Origin of the sequence: Micromonospora sp. CA-246542, from assembly GCF_050942905.1 — a bacterium.
In the GTDB taxonomy this organism is placed as follows: Bacteria; Actinomycetota; Actinomycetes; order Mycobacteriales; family Micromonosporaceae; genus Micromonospora.
The window spans coordinates 1080794-1097203 of the sequence record NZ_CP192040.1 but is presented as its reverse complement, the minus strand read 5'-3'; the positions used below and the strand labels follow the sequence as shown (position 1 = coordinate 1097203).

At 72.7% G+C, this 16410-nt stretch carries 13 protein-coding genes and 2 pseudogenes; 6 read left to right on the top strand and 9 right to left on the bottom strand.

All coding sequences use genetic code 11. The features are described 5' to 3' along the window. Positions 1–242: 242 nt before the first annotated feature. Positions 243–1211 carry a hypothetical protein gene (locus ACQP0N_RS05235; RefSeq protein WP_433117996.1) on the bottom strand — a complete coding sequence of 323 codons (969 nt, stop codon included), beginning with the start codon at positions 1209–1211 and terminating at the stop codon, positions 243–245. 98 nt (positions 1212–1309) lie between these two features. Between ACQP0N_RS05235 and cofD the strand changes: the two genes are divergently transcribed. Together cofD and ACQP0N_RS05225 are read left to right on the top strand one after the other, a co-directional pair. After that, positions 1310–2281 carry a 2-phospho-L-lactate transferase gene (cofD, locus tag ACQP0N_RS05230; protein WP_433117994.1) on the top strand — a complete coding sequence of 324 codons (972 nt, stop codon included), beginning with the start codon at positions 1310–1312 and terminating at the stop codon, positions 2279–2281. Next, positions 2278–3387 carry a coenzyme F420-0:L-glutamate ligase gene (locus ACQP0N_RS05225; protein WP_433117992.1) on the top strand — a complete coding sequence of 370 codons (1110 nt, stop codon included), beginning with the start codon at positions 2278–2280 and terminating at the stop codon, positions 3385–3387. The genes cofD and ACQP0N_RS05225 overlap by 4 nt, the downstream gene beginning before the upstream one ends. A 154-nt stretch (positions 3388–3541) precedes the next feature. Here ACQP0N_RS05225 and ACQP0N_RS05220 read toward each other — a convergent pair whose 3' ends face one another. Continuing rightward, complete coding sequence (locus tag ACQP0N_RS05220; RefSeq protein WP_433117990.1) at positions 3542–4549, bottom strand: winged helix-turn-helix domain-containing protein; 1008 nt, start codon at positions 4547–4549, stop codon at positions 3542–3544. 323 nt (positions 4550–4872) lie between these two features. Here ACQP0N_RS05220 and ACQP0N_RS05215 point away from each other — a divergent pair, with 323 nt between their 5' ends. Further along, the gene (locus ACQP0N_RS05215; protein WP_433117988.1) at positions 4873–5472 is read left to right on the top strand and encodes an NUDIX hydrolase; all 600 of its coding nucleotides are present in this window, start codon (positions 4873–4875) and stop codon (positions 5470–5472) included. A gap of 49 nt (positions 5473–5521) precedes the next feature. Here ACQP0N_RS05215 and ACQP0N_RS05210 read toward each other — a convergent pair whose 3' ends face one another. Both ACQP0N_RS05210 and ACQP0N_RS05205 read right to left on the bottom strand, forming a co-directional pair. Beyond that, positions 5522–6613, bottom strand: a complete 1092-nt coding sequence (locus ACQP0N_RS05210) for a mannose-1-phosphate guanylyltransferase (protein ID WP_433117986.1) — start codon at positions 6611–6613, stop codon at positions 5522–5524. 64 nt (positions 6614–6677) lie between these two features. Further along, complete coding sequence (locus ACQP0N_RS05205) at positions 6678–7823, bottom strand: glycosyltransferase family 4 protein (protein WP_433117984.1); 1146 nt, start codon at positions 7821–7823, stop codon at positions 6678–6680. A 152-nt stretch (positions 7824–7975) separates the two neighbouring features. Between ACQP0N_RS05205 and ACQP0N_RS05200 the strand changes: the two are divergent. Beyond that, positions 7976–8662: pseudogene (locus ACQP0N_RS05200) on the top strand (TIGR03089 family protein); the annotation flags it as partial. A 706-nt stretch (positions 8663–9368) separates the two neighbouring features. On the opposite strand, the gene ACQP0N_RS05195 reads toward ACQP0N_RS05200, so the two are convergent. Together ACQP0N_RS05195 and ACQP0N_RS05190 are read right to left on the bottom strand one after the other, a co-directional pair. Beyond that, positions 9369–11339: an acetoacetate--CoA ligase gene (locus ACQP0N_RS05195; protein WP_433117982.1), complete on the bottom strand. Its 1971-nt coding sequence runs from the start codon at positions 11337–11339 to the stop codon at positions 9369–9371. 203 nt (positions 11340–11542) lie between these two features. Beyond that, entirely contained in the window at positions 11543–12061 is a 519-nt protein-coding gene (locus ACQP0N_RS05190; RefSeq protein ID WP_433117980.1) for an acyl-CoA thioesterase, read from the bottom strand. Positions 12062–12084: 23 nt separating this feature from the next. On the opposite strand from ACQP0N_RS05190, the gene ACQP0N_RS05185 reads away from it, so the two are divergent. Then, a complete protein-coding gene (locus ACQP0N_RS05185; protein ID WP_433117978.1) occupies positions 12085–12756 on the top strand; it encodes a hypothetical protein in 672 nt (223 codons plus the stop codon). A 46-nt stretch (positions 12757–12802) separates the two neighbouring features. Here the strand turns inward: ACQP0N_RS05185 and ACQP0N_RS05180 are convergent, their stop codons facing one another. Then, on the bottom strand, positions 12803–14023 hold the full coding sequence (locus tag ACQP0N_RS05180; protein ID WP_433121445.1) for a multidrug effflux MFS transporter: 1221 nt from the start codon (positions 14021–14023) through the stop codon (positions 12803–12805). A 411-nt stretch (positions 14024–14434) separates the two neighbouring features. Between ACQP0N_RS05180 and ACQP0N_RS05175 the strand changes: the two genes are divergently transcribed. Next, positions 14435–15604, top strand: a complete 1170-nt coding sequence (locus ACQP0N_RS05175) for a hypothetical protein (RefSeq protein ID WP_433117976.1) — start codon at positions 14435–14437, stop codon at positions 15602–15604. A 78-nt stretch (positions 15605–15682) separates the two neighbouring features. Here the strand turns inward: ACQP0N_RS05175 and ACQP0N_RS05170 are convergent, their stop codons facing one another. Both ACQP0N_RS05170 and ACQP0N_RS05165 read right to left on the bottom strand, forming a co-directional pair. Beyond that, entirely contained in the window at positions 15683–16132 is a 450-nt protein-coding gene (locus ACQP0N_RS05170; RefSeq protein WP_357130005.1) for a hypothetical protein, read from the bottom strand. A 160-nt stretch (positions 16133–16292) separates the two neighbouring features. After that, a pseudogene (locus ACQP0N_RS05165) lies at positions 16293–16401 on the bottom strand (acyl-CoA dehydrogenase family protein); the annotation flags it as partial. Between the last annotated feature and the right edge of the window lie 9 nt (positions 16402–16410).

The following is a 16410-nucleotide window of genomic DNA, read 5'->3' as shown; positions in this document are numbered from 1 at the left end:
AAACGGCACACGATCGTCGGTCGCCGGACCTTCCCGCCGCCACGCGTGGCCGCCAGCCGCCCGGCGAACGGCGGGCACCCACCTCCGTTGCCGCCTTTGCTCTGCTTCAACGGAGGCAACACCCCGTGTCCGGATACCGGACACGGGGTGTTGCGTGGGTTGAAGCAGAGCAAAGGACGACGCGAAGGTGCCAGCCGCCGACGCGCGACCCGCCCTGCTCGGCGGGCCGTGCAGGCGTCGGATCAGCGCGGCTGGTCGGGGTGCTCCCCCGGCTTGATCTGCTGGGTGCGGTCGTTGTCCGGGTCGGCGGGGCGAGAGATGACCTCGGTCGGCTCGGCGGACTGACGCGGGATGGTCTGGGTCGGGTCGGCCGACGGCGGCTGCCCGAACGGCGGCGCGGATGGCGCGGACTGCGGACCCGGGTTGGCCGGCGGCGCGGACTGCGGGAACGGCGGCGCGGACTGCTGGTGCGGCGGGGCGGACTGCTGGTGCGGCGGCGCGGACTGCGGGGCCTGGAACGGCGGCGACGGCTGGCCGTACTGGCCCGGGAACTGCGCCGGCGGGTACCCGCCCGGCTGACCCGCCTGCGGGTAGCCGCCCGGCTGGCCGGGGGCGGGCCAACCGGCCTGCGGCTGACCACCGGGCTGACCCGGAGCCGGCCAACCACCGTGCTGCTGCGGCCAGCCCTGCGGCGGCTGCCCGTAGACGCCCGGCTGCGGCTTGGGCTTGGGCACGTAGTAGAACGCCCGCCAGATCGTGAACACCACCCAGGCGGCCACCGCGAAGATCACCAGCCAGGCGAACCGGGTGAGCACGCCGAGCAGCGCGTCGAGGAGCTCCCCCTCGGCGAGCCGGCCGACCGTCCAGATCAGCATGGTGAGCGTGCCGAACAGCGCGCTGACCGCGTACTCGCCGAGCGCCACCTGTGTGATGAGCTTCGCCTTCGGCAGCACCGGCGCGACGTGGGTCGCCAGCAGCACGGCCAGCAACGGCAGGACCACCGCCTCCACCCCGACGAACGAGAAGAAGGAACTGCCCGCCCGACCGGTGAAGTCGGTGTAGTCGGCAGGAATGAGCAGCCGGAGAAGCCCCACGAAGAGGAACACGGCGTTCGCGCCGAGCAGGGCGAGCGCACCCAGTTCGCGCAGTGGCTTGGTCAGCTGGCGGGCCTGCGTCGCGTCGGCGGACGCGGGCTCGGCGGGGCTGGTCACGAGCTCCCCCTCGGGGCATTGACGGACAGGGCGCACGTGAGCCTAGTCTCCCCGGGCACCGGCGGACCGGAGGCGTCACGTACGCGAGGATGGTCGACATGCGCATCGTGGTTCTGGCCGGCGGCATCGGGGGCGCCCGGTTCCTGCTCGGCGTCCGGGCGTACGCCCGCGAGGTCGGCGCCGAGGTGACCGCCGTGGTCAACGTCGGCGACGACCTGTGGCTGCACGGGTTGAAGATCTGCCCCGATCTGGACAGCGTCATGTACACCCTCGGCGGCGGCGCCGACCCGGAGCGGGGCTGGGGCCGGGTCGGTGAGAGCTGGACGGTCAAGGAGGAGCTGGCCGGGTACGGCGTCGAGCCCACCTGGTTCGGCCTCGGCGACAAGGACATCGCCACCCACCTGGTCCGCAGCACCATGCTCAACGGTGGTTACCCGCTCAGCGCGGTCACCGAGGCGCTGGCGAGCCGCTGGCAACCGGGCGTACGCCTGCTGCCGGCGACCGACGACCGGCTGGAGACCCACGCCATCGTCAGCGGCGGCGGTGAACCCGCTACCGACGGCGACGAGGGTCAGCGGGCCATCCACTTCCAGGAGTGGTGGGTGCGGTACCGGGCGAACATCCCGACCCACCGTTTCGTGTTCGTGGGCGCGGAGACGGCGAAGCCGGCCCCCGGTGTGCTGGACGCCATCGGGGCAGCCGACCTGGTGCTGGTCGCCCCGAGCAATCCGGTGGTGAGCGTCGCGCCCGTGCTCGCCGTACCCGGGATGCGTGAGGCCGTGGTGGACGGCCCGGCACCGGTGGTGGGTGTGTCGCCGATCATCGGCGGCGCGCCGGTACGCGGGATGGCCGACCGCTGTCTCGAGGTGCTCGGGGTCGAGTGCAGCGCCGCGGGGGTGGGCCGCCTGTACGGTGGCCGGTCGGCCGGCGGCCTGCTGGACGGCTGGCTGGTCGCCGAGGAGGACGCCGACACGCTGGTGCCGGAGGTGACGGTCCGCGCGGTGCCGCTGCGGATGACCGACGAGGCGGCGACGGCGGCGATGGTCCGCGCCGCGGTGGAGTTGACGTGAGGCTGGAGATCCTGCCGGTGCTGGGCATCGGCCACGTGACCGAGGGCGACGACCTGGCGGCGTTGATCGCTAACGCCGCGCCGTGGCTGCGCGACGGCGACGTGCTGGTGGTGACCAGCAAGATCGTCTCCAAGGCGGAGGGGTGCCTGGTCGACGTCCCGGCGGACGGGCCGGAGCGGCTCGCCGCACGCGACGAGGTGCTGGCGGGCGAGACCGCGCGGGTCGTGGCCAGCCGGGGCGCGACCCGGATCGTGCAGACCCACCACGGGTTCGTGATGGCGTCCGCCGGGATCGACGCGTCGAACGTCGACAAGACCCGGCTGGTGCTGTTGCCCGTGGACCCGGACGCGTCGGCCCGGGAGCTGCGCGCCGCGCTCCGGGAACGGTACGACCTCGACGTCGCGGTGATCGTCAGCGACACCATGGGCCGGCCCTGGCGCAACGGGCTGACCGACGTCGCGCTCGGGGTCGCCGGCATGCCGGCCATCCGCGATCACCGGGGAGAGGTCGACCCGTACGGCAACGAGCTCCAGCTCACCCAGATGGCCGTGGTGGACGAGCTGGCGGGCGCCGGCGAGTTGATCAAGGGTAAGTGTGACCAGGTACCGGTGGCCGTGGTGCGGGGTTACCTCCCCGGCACCGGCGCGGACGACTCCGCCACCGGCGCGGACGATTCCGGCGGCGCGCGTGCGCTGGTCCGGGACGCCGCGCAGGACCTCTTCTCGTTGGGCACCGCCGAGGCCCGGGCCGCCGGACTGACCGACGCCGCGACCCTCGTCGAGACCGTCGGCCCCGAGCCGATCGACCCCGCCGCGGTGCGGCGGGCGCTCGACGCGGTGGCCGGGGTGGTCACCCCGGGCACGGTCTTCACGCTTGTCGACGAGGCGGAGGTACGCGCCGGCCTGGTCGCCGAGGTGCCCGGCTGGCCCGCCGACGCCACCGCGCTGGTGCTCGGCACCGCCCCGGCGCCGGTCGACCCGATGGACCTGGTCCGCTTCGGCGCCGACCTGCACCGGCTGCGCGTCGCCCTGGCCGCCGAGGGCGTCGGCTCGACGCTGCTGCCCCCACCCGCCGGCAGCCCCGCAAGCGCCGCCCTAGCCCTGTAACCCCCACCCCACCCCGGCCCCCGGCCCCCCGGCCGCCCCCGGCCGCCCCGGCGTCGATCATGAAGTTATTGCCGGGACACGCCGAGGCGACGGGCAATAACTTCATGATCGACGGGGCGAGGAGAGACCGGTGAGGGCCGGGGTGGGTTGGGGGTTAGGCCTCTAGGACGGCTCGGCCTAGCGGGGTCAGCGTGTGCAGCACGGTGTTGCGGTCGCGGTGGCTGACGAGCAGGCCGGCGTTGCGCAGAACGGTGGCGTGCTGGCTCGCCGCCGCCGGGGAGATGTCGAGCCGACGGGCCATCTCGCCCGTCGTACAGCCGTCGTCGCTGGCCTGGAGCACCGCGGCCCTGGTGCGGCCGAGAAGCGCGGCCAGCGAGTCACGGCCGGCACCGGTCGCGGCCGACGCCTCGCCGTCGGCGGCGGCGGCGGCGGCGAGGCCACCCAACCGGTCCACGGGATAGACCAGGACGGGCGGCAGCGCCGGGTCGAGCAGGGCAACCGGTGTGGGTGCGCAGAAGAACGACGGCACCAGCAGCAGCCCTCGCCCGTCCAGGTGCAACTCGCGGCTGTGCGGGTAGTCGCGCACCTCGAGCACCCCGCCCGCCCAGCGCATGGTCGGGCGCAGGCTGGTCAGGAGGCCCTCGACGCCGCCGTCGAGGAGGGCGCGCGCACGACGGTTACGGTCCGCCGCGACGGCGGCCTGGATCCGGCTCCAGTACGGGCCGATCGCCAACGCCCGGTACTGCTCCATCGAATCCGCGAGGTGCCGCAGTGTCGCCACGTCGCCACGGGCCAGCGCGGCGGCCGAGGCGGGCAGCTGGTTTTCGGCCGCCACCAGGGTCAGGTCCCGCTGGAGCACCTCGATCGGCGTGCTGCGAACCGCATCCAAGCCTGCCTCGAAACCTTCCACACTGGCGTACGGGGTGAGGAAGTCGGGGAAGTAGCCGCGCGGCGGATTCAGGGCGAAGAGCAGTCGGAGCTGGTCGGAGGCGATGTCCCGGCGTAGCCCGCGGGTCACGGTGTGCCGCCACGCCGACGTCAGCGGGTCGCGGTTGCGGCTCTGCAACGCGTGCAGGCTGAGGACCAGCTCCCAGACCGGGTCGGCCGCCGGTGCCACCCGGGTCCGGAGGATGTCCTCGCCGGAAAAGTGGATCTTCAGCATGGAGCACTCCCGTGCCGCCGGCAGAGGGATGCCGGACGGCCATTTCGACTCTACCTGGCCGGCAGTTATCTCCATCTTTAAGCCTGGGCTGAAAAACCTCGACGCCCTCGGGGACGGTTGGGCATGCTTCGAGTGCCCGCGCACGGCACCGACGCGTCCTTGACGCGTTCGACGCCGGGGCACCGGGACTGGGGAGGACCGGTGATCGGGCGGCACCACGAGGGTCTGCGGCCCTTGCTCCGCAGAGGTGTCGTCCGGTCACCCCGCCGCACTGGTACGCGTCGCCGACCAGGCGGAGAGCCGCCCGCTCGTAGAGTGACGGGATGCCCGACACCGCGATGACCGAACCCAGCGTCGACCCCATCGATCCCACGACGTTCGCGGCACTGCACGCCGACGCCGTCGCGCTGCTCGAAGGTTGGCAGCCGACCAGCTCGGCGTCGGCCGAGGCACGGGACCACACCCTCGCGTTGCTCGCCGCCGGGCCGATCGCGATGAGCCGACAACACCGTCCCGGCCACGTCACCGCGAGCGCGCTGGTGCTGGACCCGACCGGGGCGCGGGTGCTGCTCTGCCTGCACGCCAAGTTCAGCCGGTGGGTGCAGCTCGGCGGGCACTGCGAACCGGTCGACCGGACCCTTGTCGGGGCCGCGCTGCGCGAGGCCACCGAGGAATCCGGCATCACCGGGCTGCGCATCGACCCGACGCCGATCGACATCGACGTGCACGAGGTGCAGTGCCAGGGCGGCTCGCGCCACTACGACGTCCGGTTCGCCGTGGTCGCCCCGGCCGACGCGGTCGAGCAGGTCAGCGACGAGTCCGAGGCGCTGGGGTGGTTCCCGCCCGACCGGCTGCCCGAGCCACTGGCCGGCGGGACCGCACAACTCGTCGAACCGGCCCTCGCGGCCCTGCGCAGGTGGTGACACGGCGCTGGCGACGAGAGCTCCCGTCGCCAGCGTCACGCTCCGGACGTCAGACGTAGCCCTCTTCGCCGCGCTCCTTGAGCTCGTCGACCAGCAGCTTGACGTCCTGGGCCCGTTCGCGCGGACAGACCAGCACCGCGTCCGGGGTGTCCACCACGATCAGGTCACGCACACCGATGACCGCCACCAGCCGACCCGACTGTGGCACCACGACCAGGTCGGCGGTGTCCCGCAGCAGCACGCCCGGCTTGGCGTCCGTGCCGAGCACCACGTTGCCCGCGTGGTCGGCGGGGAGCACCTCACCGAGGGTGTGGAAGTCGCCGACGTCGTTCCAGCCGAAGTCACCCGGTACGGTGGCGACCCGGCCGGCGGTGGCCGCGCCCTCCATCACCGCGTAGTCGACGGAGATCTTCGGCAGCGTCGGCCACACCGTGCCGAGGACGTCGTCCTGCTCCGGCGTGCCCCAGGCAGCGGCGATCGCGGTGACCCCGGCGTGCAGCGCCGGCTGCTGACGGGCCAGCTCGGCGAGGAACACGTCCACCCGCCAGACGAACATGCTCGCGTTCCAGAGGTGTCGTCCCGAGCGGACGTACGCCTCGGCGACCTCGGCCGCCGGCTTCTCCTTGAACTCGGCCACCTGACGCCACGGGGCACCGTCGGTGGCGTCGTCGGTCTCCAGATAGCCGTACCCGGTCTCCGGCCTGGTCGGCGTGATCCCGACGGTCATCAGCATGCCCTGCTCGGCGCCCCGGACCGCCTCCTGGACCGTACGAACCCAGCTGTCCGGGTCACGGATCAGGTGGTCGGCCGCGAAGCTGCCCATCACCGCCTCCGGATCGCGGTGCGCGATCACCGCGGCGGCCAGCGCGATCGCCGCGCAGGAATCCCGCGGGGACGGCTCGACCAGGATGTTCTCCTCCGGCAGCCCGGTCAGCTGCCGGGCGACCGCCGCGACGTGCGCGGCGCCGGTGACCACAAGGGTCCGATCCGGCGTGGTCAGCGGCGCGAGCCGCTCCACGGTCGCCTGCAACAGCGAGGAACTGGTGCCGGTCAGCGGGTGGAGGAACTTGGGGTGGCCGGCGCGGGACAACGGCCACAACCTTGTGCCGCTGCCACCTGCCGGGATGACCGCATAAAGCATCCGCACATCATGCCCGACGCATCGTCCCGCAGTGGCACGGGTCACCACGAGGGTGCCCGAACGGTCACGAACGGGCACGACTCCACGCGGCGATGTGCACCTCGGCGCTGGACTCCCAGGTGAACTCCTTGGCCCGGTCGAAGCCGGCCTTCGCCAACGACAACCGGCGCTGCTCGTCGTCGAGCAGGGCGGCCAGGTCGGTAGCGATCTGGTCCGGGTCCTCCGAGGTGTACGCGACCGCGTCGCCGCCCACCTCGGGCAGCGACAGGCGGGGCGTGGTCAGCACCGGGGCGGCGCACGCCATCGCCTCCAGGATCGGCAGGCCGAACCCCTCACCGTACGACGGGTAGGCGGCGACCAGCGCGCCACCGAGGAAGCCGGGCAGGTCGCCGTACCGCAGGTAGCCGGGGCGCAGCAGGCGCAGGTGCGACGGAACCTCGGCAACCGCGCGGTCGATGTCGTCGTCGTGCCCCTGGCCGCCGGCGATCACCAGCGCCGGCGGGTCGGCCCGGTCGGCCACCGCACGAGCCCAACCCCGGATCAGATTGGGTACGTTCTTGCGCGGCTCCTTGGCACCGAGGAAGGCGACGTAACTGCTGGTGCCCAGCCCCAGCCGGGCACCGACGCGGGCCTTCTCCTCCTCGCTCGGCGCGTGGAAGGCGGCGTGGTCGACGCCGTGGTAGGCCACGTCGATGCGGGTCGGGTCGGCGTCGAGCAGTCGGATCAGCTCGTCGCGGGTGGCCTTGCTGGGCACGATCACCCGGTCGGCGCGACGCAGGGACGTCTTGATGGCGCTCCGGAAGAACGTCCGGCGCGACTTGTCGTAGTGCTCCGGCTCGGTGAAGAACGTCGCGTCGTGCACGGTGACCGTCACCGGGCACCCGGCCCGCAGCGGGCAGGTGTAGAACGGCGAGTGCAGCACGTGCGCGCCGACCTGCTGGGCGAGCAGCGGCAGGCCGGTCTGCTCCCAGGCGAGGCGGGCCGGGCGGTGCGCGACGGCGGCCGGAGCGGGGATGATCTCCGCGCCGGGCAGCATCCGGGTGTAGCGCTCCTGGTCGGTGCGGAGGCTCACCACGGCCAACTCCACCCCCGACCCGCACACCTTGCCGAGGGCGCCGAGCAGACCGTCGACGTATCGACCGACACCACCACGGTCGGCGGGGACACTCGTGGCGTCGATGAGCACGCGGGGCGGGCGACCGGCGGTCACGGGGCGACTCCTTGAGGGTGGGTCTGTGGGGAACAACACTCCGGGGGTAAAGCCTACGCCGGAGTACGGGGCGGACGCTGACTGCGACCCGACCGTACGCCGACTTGTCATCGTCATCGAGTACGGGGCGCGGAGGCGTATCGTTCGCGCCGATGGCCGACAACATTGCCCGGGTCTTCGCCGACGCGATCGCGACCGACCCGACTCGACCGCTGCTGACCTGGTACGACGACTCCACCGGAGACCGCACCGAACTCTCCGGCGCGACCCTGGCGAACTGGGTGTCGAAGACCGCCAATCTCCTCGTCGACGAGGTCGGCCTCGCGCCGGGCACACCGGCCGGCGTCCTGCTCCCTCCGCACTGGCAGACCGCCGCCGTGCTGCTGGGCTGCTGGTCGGCCAAGCTGAGCGTCCTCGACACGCCGGGAACCGTGGATGTCCTCTTCGCCGCCGCCGACCGGTTCGACGAGGCGCAGTCCTGGGCGGCGGACGAACGCTACGCCCTCGGCCTCGCCCCGCTCGCCGCCCCACTGCGCCAGGTGCCGCCCGGCTTCGCCGACTACGTGGTCGAGGTACGCGGGCACGGCGACCACTTCACCCCGCAGCCCGGCCCAGGCCCCACCGACGCGCACCTGCTGAGCCGAGCCGAGGCCCGCGCCGACGAGCTGGGCATCGAGCGGGGCGCGCGTCTCCTGGTCGACGCCGCCCGCTACCCCGACCCGGTCGACTGGCTCCTCGCGCCGCTGACCCGAGCCGCCACGGTCGTCCTCTGCGCCAACCCGGACCCGGCCCGCCTAACCGCCCGCCAGACCGCCGAAAAGGTCACCCACCCCTTCCCTGACTCCGCCCCGAACCCCGCCCCCACCCTGCTCCCGCCGCCAGTCCCGTGCCCCCGCCCCGCGCCGCGCCGGTGCGCCCCGCTCCGCGCCGGCGCCCGTGCCGCCCAGCCCTGCGCCGAGCCGAGCCGCCCCGTGCCCGTGCCGCCCGCGCCCACGCCGCTCTCGAGGGACAGCCGGGCCGCCACGGTCGCGCCCCGCGCCCGCGCCCACGCCCGGCCCACGCCCACGCCCACGCCCGGCCCGCGCCCTCGCCCTCGCCCTCGCCCTCGCTCGCGCCCGCGCCCGCGCCCGCGCCCGCGATCTTGCAGTTTCGGTGGCCGATACGCGTGGAATGCCCCTTAAGCGGCGACACAAAGTGCAAGATCGCGGGGCTCCAGGGCATGACTGGGTCGATCATGGAGTCGTGGTGGACGAATAGCAGGGATATGCACCCTTTGCGAGGCACCACAACTCCATGATCGACGCCTACCGGGGGCGGGAGCCGGGGCCTGCAGGCTCCGGAGCACTGAGGTCAGGGTCGGGGCGCCGGGTCCTAGGTCGGCGCCGGGGCGCCGGGGCGCCGGGTCCAGGGCCCCGGGTCCAGAGCCCCGGGTCCAGGGCCCCGGGTCCAGAGCTCCGGGTCCAGAGCCCCGGGTCCAGAGCTCCGGGTCCAGAGCCCCGGGTCCAGAGCTCCGGGTCCAGAGCTCCGGGGTCAGGGGGGTCGGGGTCAGGGGTGGGGGCGGGACTGGGCGAAGGTGGCGAAGGCGGTCAGGGACTCGGGATTTGCCAAGGCGCCCTTGGCGGCCGCCGCGTCGACCGGGGTGCCGGTGAGGATCTTCTTGACCGGCACCTCCAGCTTCTTCGCCGAGAGGGTCCGGGGAACCGCGCGCACCTGGTGGATCTCGTCGGGCACGTGTCGGGGGGAGAGCGCCGTACGCAGCTCACGGCTGATCTTCGTGCGCAGCGCGTCGTCCAGTTCCAGGCCGTCGGCCAGCACGACGAAGAGCAGCAGCTCGCCTGCGCCGCCCTCGTCGTCCTCCAGGTGCACGACGACCGAGTCGACGACCTCGTCGAGCCCCTCGACCACCGAGTAGAACTCGGCGGTGCCCAGTCGTACGCCGCCGCGGTTGAGGGTGGCGTCGGAGCGCCCGGTGATGACGCAGCCGCCTCGGGCGTTGATGGTGATCCAGTCGCCGTGCCGCCACACACCCGGGTAGACGGAGAAGTACGCCTCGGAGTAGCGGACGCCGTCCGGGTCGTTCCAGAAGCCCACCGGCATGCTCGGCATCGGCTCGGTGATCACCAACTCGCCCAGTTCACCGATAACCGGGGTGCCGTCGGCCGAGCGGGCCTCAACCTTGGCGCCCAACGCGCGGCAGGCGATCTCTCCGGCGTACACGGGCAGCAGCGGCACTCCACCGACGAAGCCGGTGCACACGTCGGTGCCGCCGGACAGCGACTGGAGCTGCACCTGGTCGCCGACCGTGTCGTACACCCATTGGAAGCCCTCGGCGGGCAGCGGCGCACCGGTGGAACCGACGCCGCGCAGCGCGGACAGGTCGGCGATCTCGCGCGGCACCACGCCGGCCTTGCGGCAGGCCAGCAGGTACGGCGCCGAGGTGCCGAAGTAGGTGGTGCCGGTCTCGGCGGCCAGTCGCCACAGGCCGCCGAGGTCGGGGTGGCCGGGGTTGCCGTCGAAGAGCACGATGGCCGCGCCCACCGCCGGCCCGGAGACCAGGAAGTTCCACATCATCCAGCCGGTGGTGGTGAACCAGAAGAACCGGTCGGACGGGCCGAGGTCGTGGTGCAGGGCGAGCATCTTCAGGTGTTCCAGCAGGATGCCGCCGTGGCCGTGGACGATCGGCTTGGGCAGCCCGGTGGTGCCCGAGGAGTAGAGCACGTACAGCGGGTGGTCGAACGGGACCGGCGTGAACGTCAACGGCTCGTCCGTGGGCGCGGCCAGGTCCGCCCAGTCGAGGACACCGTCGGGCGTCGGGCCGTTCGGGTCGAGGTACGCGATGCCGACGGTGTGCCGTACCGACGGGAGGGCGGCCCGGATGGCCGCGACCTCGGCCCGCCGGTCGACGGGCTTGTCGCCGTACCGGTAGCCGTCCACGGCGACCAGCACCGTCGGCTCGATCTGCTGCCACCGGTCGGTGACGCTGCGGGTGCCGAATTCGGGTGCGCAGGACGAGAAGATCGCGCCCAGGCTGGCGGTGGCGAGCAGCAGGACGTACGTCTCGGGAATGTTCGGCGCGTACGCCGCCACCCGGTCCCCGGCGGTGACGCCGAGCCGGCGCAGGCCGGCCGACACCCGGCGAACCTGCTCGCGCAGCTCGGCGGCGGTGAGGGTGACCGGCGGTCGGGTCTGGCCGTGCGCGATGACGACGGGGTCGTCGTCGGCGCGGCCCGGCATGCGCAGCACGTTCTCGGCGTAGTTGAGGGTGGCGTCGGGGAACCAGCGGGCGCCGGGCATCGCCCGCTCGGCCAGGGTGGCGGTCGGCGGGGTGTGCGCGACGACCTCGAAGTGGTCCCAGATGGAACGCCAGAAGGCGTCCAGGTCGGTGACGGACCAGCGCCAGAGCGCGTCGTAGTCGGCGAAGTCCAGCCCTCGGTGTTCCCGCAGCCAGCGCAGGTAGTCGCCGATGCGGGACCGCTCGAGCACGTCCGCCGGCGGCGTCCACAGCACGTCTCCCACTGCTCCACCCTCCCCCCGGCCGCACGACACTGTGCATGGGCCGTGGCGCCATCTTGCCCTACCTCGAAGCGCCATTCTGCGCACCGGGTGGGCCGATCGACGCGTGCCCGGCCCACACTCCACCGCGCCAACCCATGTGGGTGAAGGAAGGGCCCCTTACTAACGCTGAGCGTTAGTAAGGGGCCCTTCCTTCACGCTGACGCTCAGCCGGCCCGGTGCGCCTGGATGGCCTTGCGGCGGGCCAGGCGGTGCTCGCGGCGGATCTCCGCCTCCCGGTACCGGCGTTCGTCGTCCGGCGTCTCCGGCAGCACGGGGCGGACCGTGCGCGGCGCGCCGCCGACGTCCACCCCGACGAAGACCAGGTACGCCGTGGCGACCCGGACCGGCGCGTCCTCGGCCGAGTCCCACCGCTCGGCGACCACCCGCACCCCCACCTCCATCGAGGTCTGCCCGGTCCAGTTGACCTGTGCGTGCGCGTGCACCAGGTCACCGACCCGGACGGCCTCGGAGAAGACGATCTCGTCGATCGCCGCGGTGACCGCCGTCCCGCCGCTGTGCCGGGCGGCAGCGGCGCCGGCCACGTCGTCGACGAACTTCATCAGGACGCCGCCGTGGACGGTTCCGTAGAGGTTGACGTCCACCGCAGTCATGATCTTGCTGAGGGTGACCCGGGAGTACGACGTCGGCTTGCCGGTCGGAGCGGCGGAGAGGTGCTCGGTCATGCCGGAAACGGTACGGTGCGCGGATGCGACATCTCTGGAGCTTCCTCGCCGGGTTGGTGGTGGCACCCATCACGTGGGTGCTTGTCACACTCGGGCAGGACGGGTCGAGCCGGACGGTCGACCGCTGGGTGGAGATCGGCACCTTCAACACCGCCAACCTGATCGAACCGGCCGTGTACCTCGGCGTCGGCGGTGTCCTGCTCGGGCTGCTCGGCACACTGCGTTTCTCGCCGGCAGGCCCACTGGTGGCCGGGCTGCTGCTGGTCACCCCGTACATCGGGATGTTCGTGGCGCCGTTCGAGGTGCGCGACGCCATCCCACACGAGTGGAAGGTGTTCGGCGACCCACTGCCGCTGCGGCTGCCGGTCGAGAACGGCACGCTCTTCCTGATCGGTCTGCTGCTGCTGATGGCGACGTTCAGCGGTCAACGCTGGCGGCGGTGGCCGCAGCCGGTGACCGAGCCGGCCACCACCCCGGCGCCGACGGACGCGCCGCGCGGCGACGACTTCACCCTGACCGACTGGTCGTCGTCGTCGTCCGAGCCGGCGGAGCGCGACACCGCACCGCTCACCCTGGGCTACCCGGCCGATCCGACGCCGACCGAGCCGCTGCCCCGCCGGGTGGGCGGCGAATCGCCGTGGTCCGCGCCGCCGCGCGGCCAGTCGCGGCCCGAGGACACCACCGAGATCCGCTGACCGTCGGGCGGGCCGGAAACCCGGCCCGCCCGACCAGACCCGCTGCCTAGTGCACGGCGACGGCCAGGTCCGGGTCGACCGCGCCGAGGGTGGCGCGGGGCACGACCAGGATCATGACCGCCAGCGCTGCGGCCATGCCGCCCGCGATGACGATCGCCATCGGTACGCTCCCCGTCCCGAACAGGCCGGCCAGGGGCGCGGACAGCGCGCCGACACCGAACTGGACGGCACCGAGCAGTGCCGCGGCCGTGCCCGCCGCCTCGCTGTGCCGGCTCATCGCCAGCGCGGGCGCGTTCGGCAGGGCCAGACCGGCCGCGGCCAGCACCAGCCACAGCGACGCGAGCAGGGTGCCCAGGCCCCCGATGCCGGTGGCGGCGAACAGCACCAGCAGCAGGCCGGCCGCCGTTCCCGCGATCAGGGCCAGGACGAGGATCTGCTGTGGCGTGTAGCGCCGCAGCAGCCGGACGTTGAACTGGGTGGCCCCGATCAGGCCCACCGCGCCGGCGCCGAAGGCCAGGCCGAACTGCTGCTCGTCGAGGCCGTACTCCCGTTGGAGGACGAAGGACGACCCGGAGACGTACGCGAACAGCGACGCCATGGCCAGCCCGGCGACCAGCACCAGACCGGCGAAGGCCCGATCGCTCACCAGTCCTCGGTAGTCCCGCAGGGTCGCCGCGACACCACCATGCCGGCGGCGTGACACGTCGAGGGTCTCCGGCAACTTCATGGCCGCGACGACGATCAGCAACGCGCCCAGTACGGCCAACGCCGCGAACACGCCGCGCCACTCGGTCCAGCGCAGCAGCCCGCTGCCCAGCGTCGGCGCGAGGACCGGGGCGAGACCCATGACCAGCATCAACCGGGAGAAGATCCGCGCGAACGACGCGCCGCTGAACAGGTCGCGGACGACGGCCGTGGCGACCACGGTGGCGGCGGCGACGCCGAGGCCCTGCAGGACGCGTAGTGCGCCGAGCACGGCGATGTTGGGCGCGACGACGCACAGCACGGACGCCACGATGTGCGCGGCGAGGCCGGCGAGCAGCGGCAGACGTCGGCCGACCACGTCGGAGACCGGCCCGATCAGCAACTGGCCCAGCGCGAGGCCGACCAACGTGCCGGTGAGCGTCAACTGCACGGCGGTCTCGGTGGTCTGCAGGCCGGTCGTGATGGCCGGCAGCGCCGGCAGGTACATGTCGATGGTCAGGGGGCCGATGGCGATCAACGCACCGAGCACGAGCACGAGTTGCGTGCGTTGGCGGTTGGTCATCAGGTCGCCGGGCAGCGCGTCCTGCTCGGGGGTGGTCTTCGCCAACTTGATCTCTCTCCGGGTGCGGAAGCGCCGTCATCGAGGTCGACGAGGCCGGGGCGGGGTGACTCTCCCGGCTGCAACGCCATGGAGGTGGATCAAGATTCCCGCGCGGGGCTCACGTACCCGGGGAGCACGCCCGCACCGGGTCGATCAGGCCCCGGTGCCCAGGCCACCCCCGCCCACTGGTAGCCGTCGTCTGCCGATCGAGGAATTCAATATCATTCCCCTACTTTGGACGACTTACCGAGACAAGGGAGCGGCATGGCTCGGCACGAGCGGCCCGTAGATCCGACCGCTGGACCGTTGTCGTCTTTCGCCCATGAGCTACGAAAGTTACGTGTCGAAGCCGGCAACCCCACCTACCGGCGATTGGCCGAGATCGCCGGCTACAGCGCCTCGACCCTCTCCGCCGCGGCCAGCGGAATCCGGCAACCCAGCCTCGACGTGCTGCTCGCGTACGTCGGGGCCTGCGGCGGAGACACCGCCCAATGGAGGCAGCGTTGGCTCGAACTGGACGAGGAGCTGCGGCCCGGCGCACCAGCCCACCCGGCGAGGGCAGAAATACCGGCCGAACCGATCGCCGCGCCCCTCGCGGAGTCACCATCCGCGGTGACTGCCGGGGATATACCCGCCCCGGCTACTGCTGAGCCAACCGGCGCCAGCGGCGCAGCCGGACCGACCCACGACCGGCCCGCGAGCCCTCCGCGGCACCGGAAACTCCGACGGCGACTGGTGCTGGCGGCGGTGGCGGTCGCCGGCCTCGCCGGTACGGTCGCCGTGGTGCCGATGACCCAGCTGAAATGGCCGGCCAGCGGGGCGACGGCGGCGGCTGGCACGACGACCACCACAGCCTGCCCGGCGACCACCACGGACGCCGCCTTCACCGCCGTCACGTACGGCAGTGGCGTGCATGTCCGGGCCGAGCCCCGCCGCGACCAGGGCATCCTCTACACCATTCCGCCCGGCTGCGTGATCGGGCTCACCGGCTACTGCCTGGGTGAGCGGATCGCCGACTCCACCTCCCAGACCCCCGACATCCGCTGGTTCACCCTGGCCGACGGTGGGCTGATCGCGTCCGGGGTGGTGCACGGCAACCCGCCCCCGGGCGTGGAACCGTCCCGCTGCCGGGGCGACCTACCCGGGCCGGCCGCGATCGCCCTGGCGATCGCCCCCGATCTGACCGGCCCGGGTGGGTGGCGGCTCAGCGCGACCGGCACGCACGTGGAGATCGTCGGCTTCGCCGCCTACTACGCGGACGACCCCGCGCTGCCGGCGGAGCGCCGCTGGCACCAGATCGGAATGACCGGATTGGCCGCCCCGCCGTTCGACCTCGTCTGGAAGCTCGACCGCCGGTCCGTGCAACCCGGATCCACTGCTGAGATCCCGGTGGCCGCGGTCGCCTGTCTCGGCGGTGGCGCGCCGACCGACGTGCTCGACGTGCGGGTGGCCCGCCCCGACGGCTCCAGCACCGCCGAGGCCCTGCCGCTCGCCGCCGACCAGAGGCTCGCCGCCCGCCGTACCGCCTGCCTCTACCCCTGAGGGGGCGTACGCGGACGGACGTCACCGGTGGCCCGGCGGGACGGATCCCACCGGGCCACCGGTTCGGCGTCACCGAACTCAACAGCCCTGGCGACCGGAGTGGATCCAGTAGGTGGTGCCGGCCCAGTCCATCTCGCCGTACGCGTCGACGCAGTTGTTCGCCGTGCCGGTCACTCCGCGCGGACCGGCGTAGTACAGGTAGTCGGCGTTGTCCTTGGTGGAGATCGCGGTGGCGGTGCACGAGCCGGTGCCGGAGGTCTCCGCGCACCGGGCGATCTGCACGGAGGTCCGCGCCGAGGAGCCGTACGCCGCGCCGCGGTGGTACATGCAGGCGCTGTTCGTGCCGCCGTTGGTGCTGTTGTAGTAGATGACCAGCTCGGCAACGGGCTTGCTCGGCGGGTACGCGTAGCTGTAGGTGACCGTGCCCGAGCAGGCCACCGCCGCCTGCGACGGGGCTGCCGTGACGACCAGGACCGTGCCGAAGGTCAGCAACGCCAGCAGCGCTCCGAACGCCTTGCGCAGCATCATGACTTCCACTCCTCCGGGACGGGGTTGGTTGAGAGCCGTCCCGCCGTCAACTTCTACGGAAGAGCGAAGTTGATCGCCGCTGACGACGGCACCGGTCAATCAATCCCGCACAACGCCGAACAACCGCGTACCGCATCGCCGGGCCGGCTGACCGGCGCTGTCAGCCCTTCAGGAGTTGCCGCGCCATGACAAATCCACTGCACCTGGTTGGTGTCCTCGTAGATCTGGGTGATCCGGGCGTCCCGCAGCGTCCGCTCGACCGGGTAGTCGCCCCGAGT

Coding starts and splice junctions, on each gene's coding strand:
- cofD (WP_433117994.1), top strand. CDS start 1,310: ATGCGCATCGTGGTTCTGGCCGGCGGCATCGGGGGCGCCCGGTTCCTG.
- ACQP0N_RS05220 (WP_433117990.1), bottom strand. CDS start 4,549: ATGCTGAAGATCCACTTTTCCGGCGAGGACATCCTCCGGACCCGGGTG.
- ACQP0N_RS05215 (WP_433117988.1), top strand. CDS start 4,873: ATGCCCGACACCGCGATGACCGAACCCAGCGTCGACCCCATCGATCCC.
- ACQP0N_RS05210 (WP_433117986.1), bottom strand. CDS start 6,613: ATGCTTTATGCGGTCATCCCGGCAGGTGGCAGCGGCACAAGGTTGTGG.
- ACQP0N_RS05190 (WP_433117980.1), bottom strand. CDS start 12,061: ATGACCGAGCACCTCTCCGCCGCTCCGACCGGCAAGCCGACGTCGTAC.
- ACQP0N_RS05185 (WP_433117978.1), top strand. CDS start 12,085: ATGCGACATCTCTGGAGCTTCCTCGCCGGGTTGGTGGTGGCACCCATC.
- ACQP0N_RS05180 (WP_433121445.1), bottom strand. CDS start 14,023: ATGACCAACCGCCAACGCACGCAACTCGTGCTCGTGCTCGGTGCGTTG.
- ACQP0N_RS05170 (WP_357130005.1), bottom strand. CDS start 16,132: ATGATGCTGCGCAAGGCGTTCGGAGCGCTGCTGGCGTTGCTGACCTTC.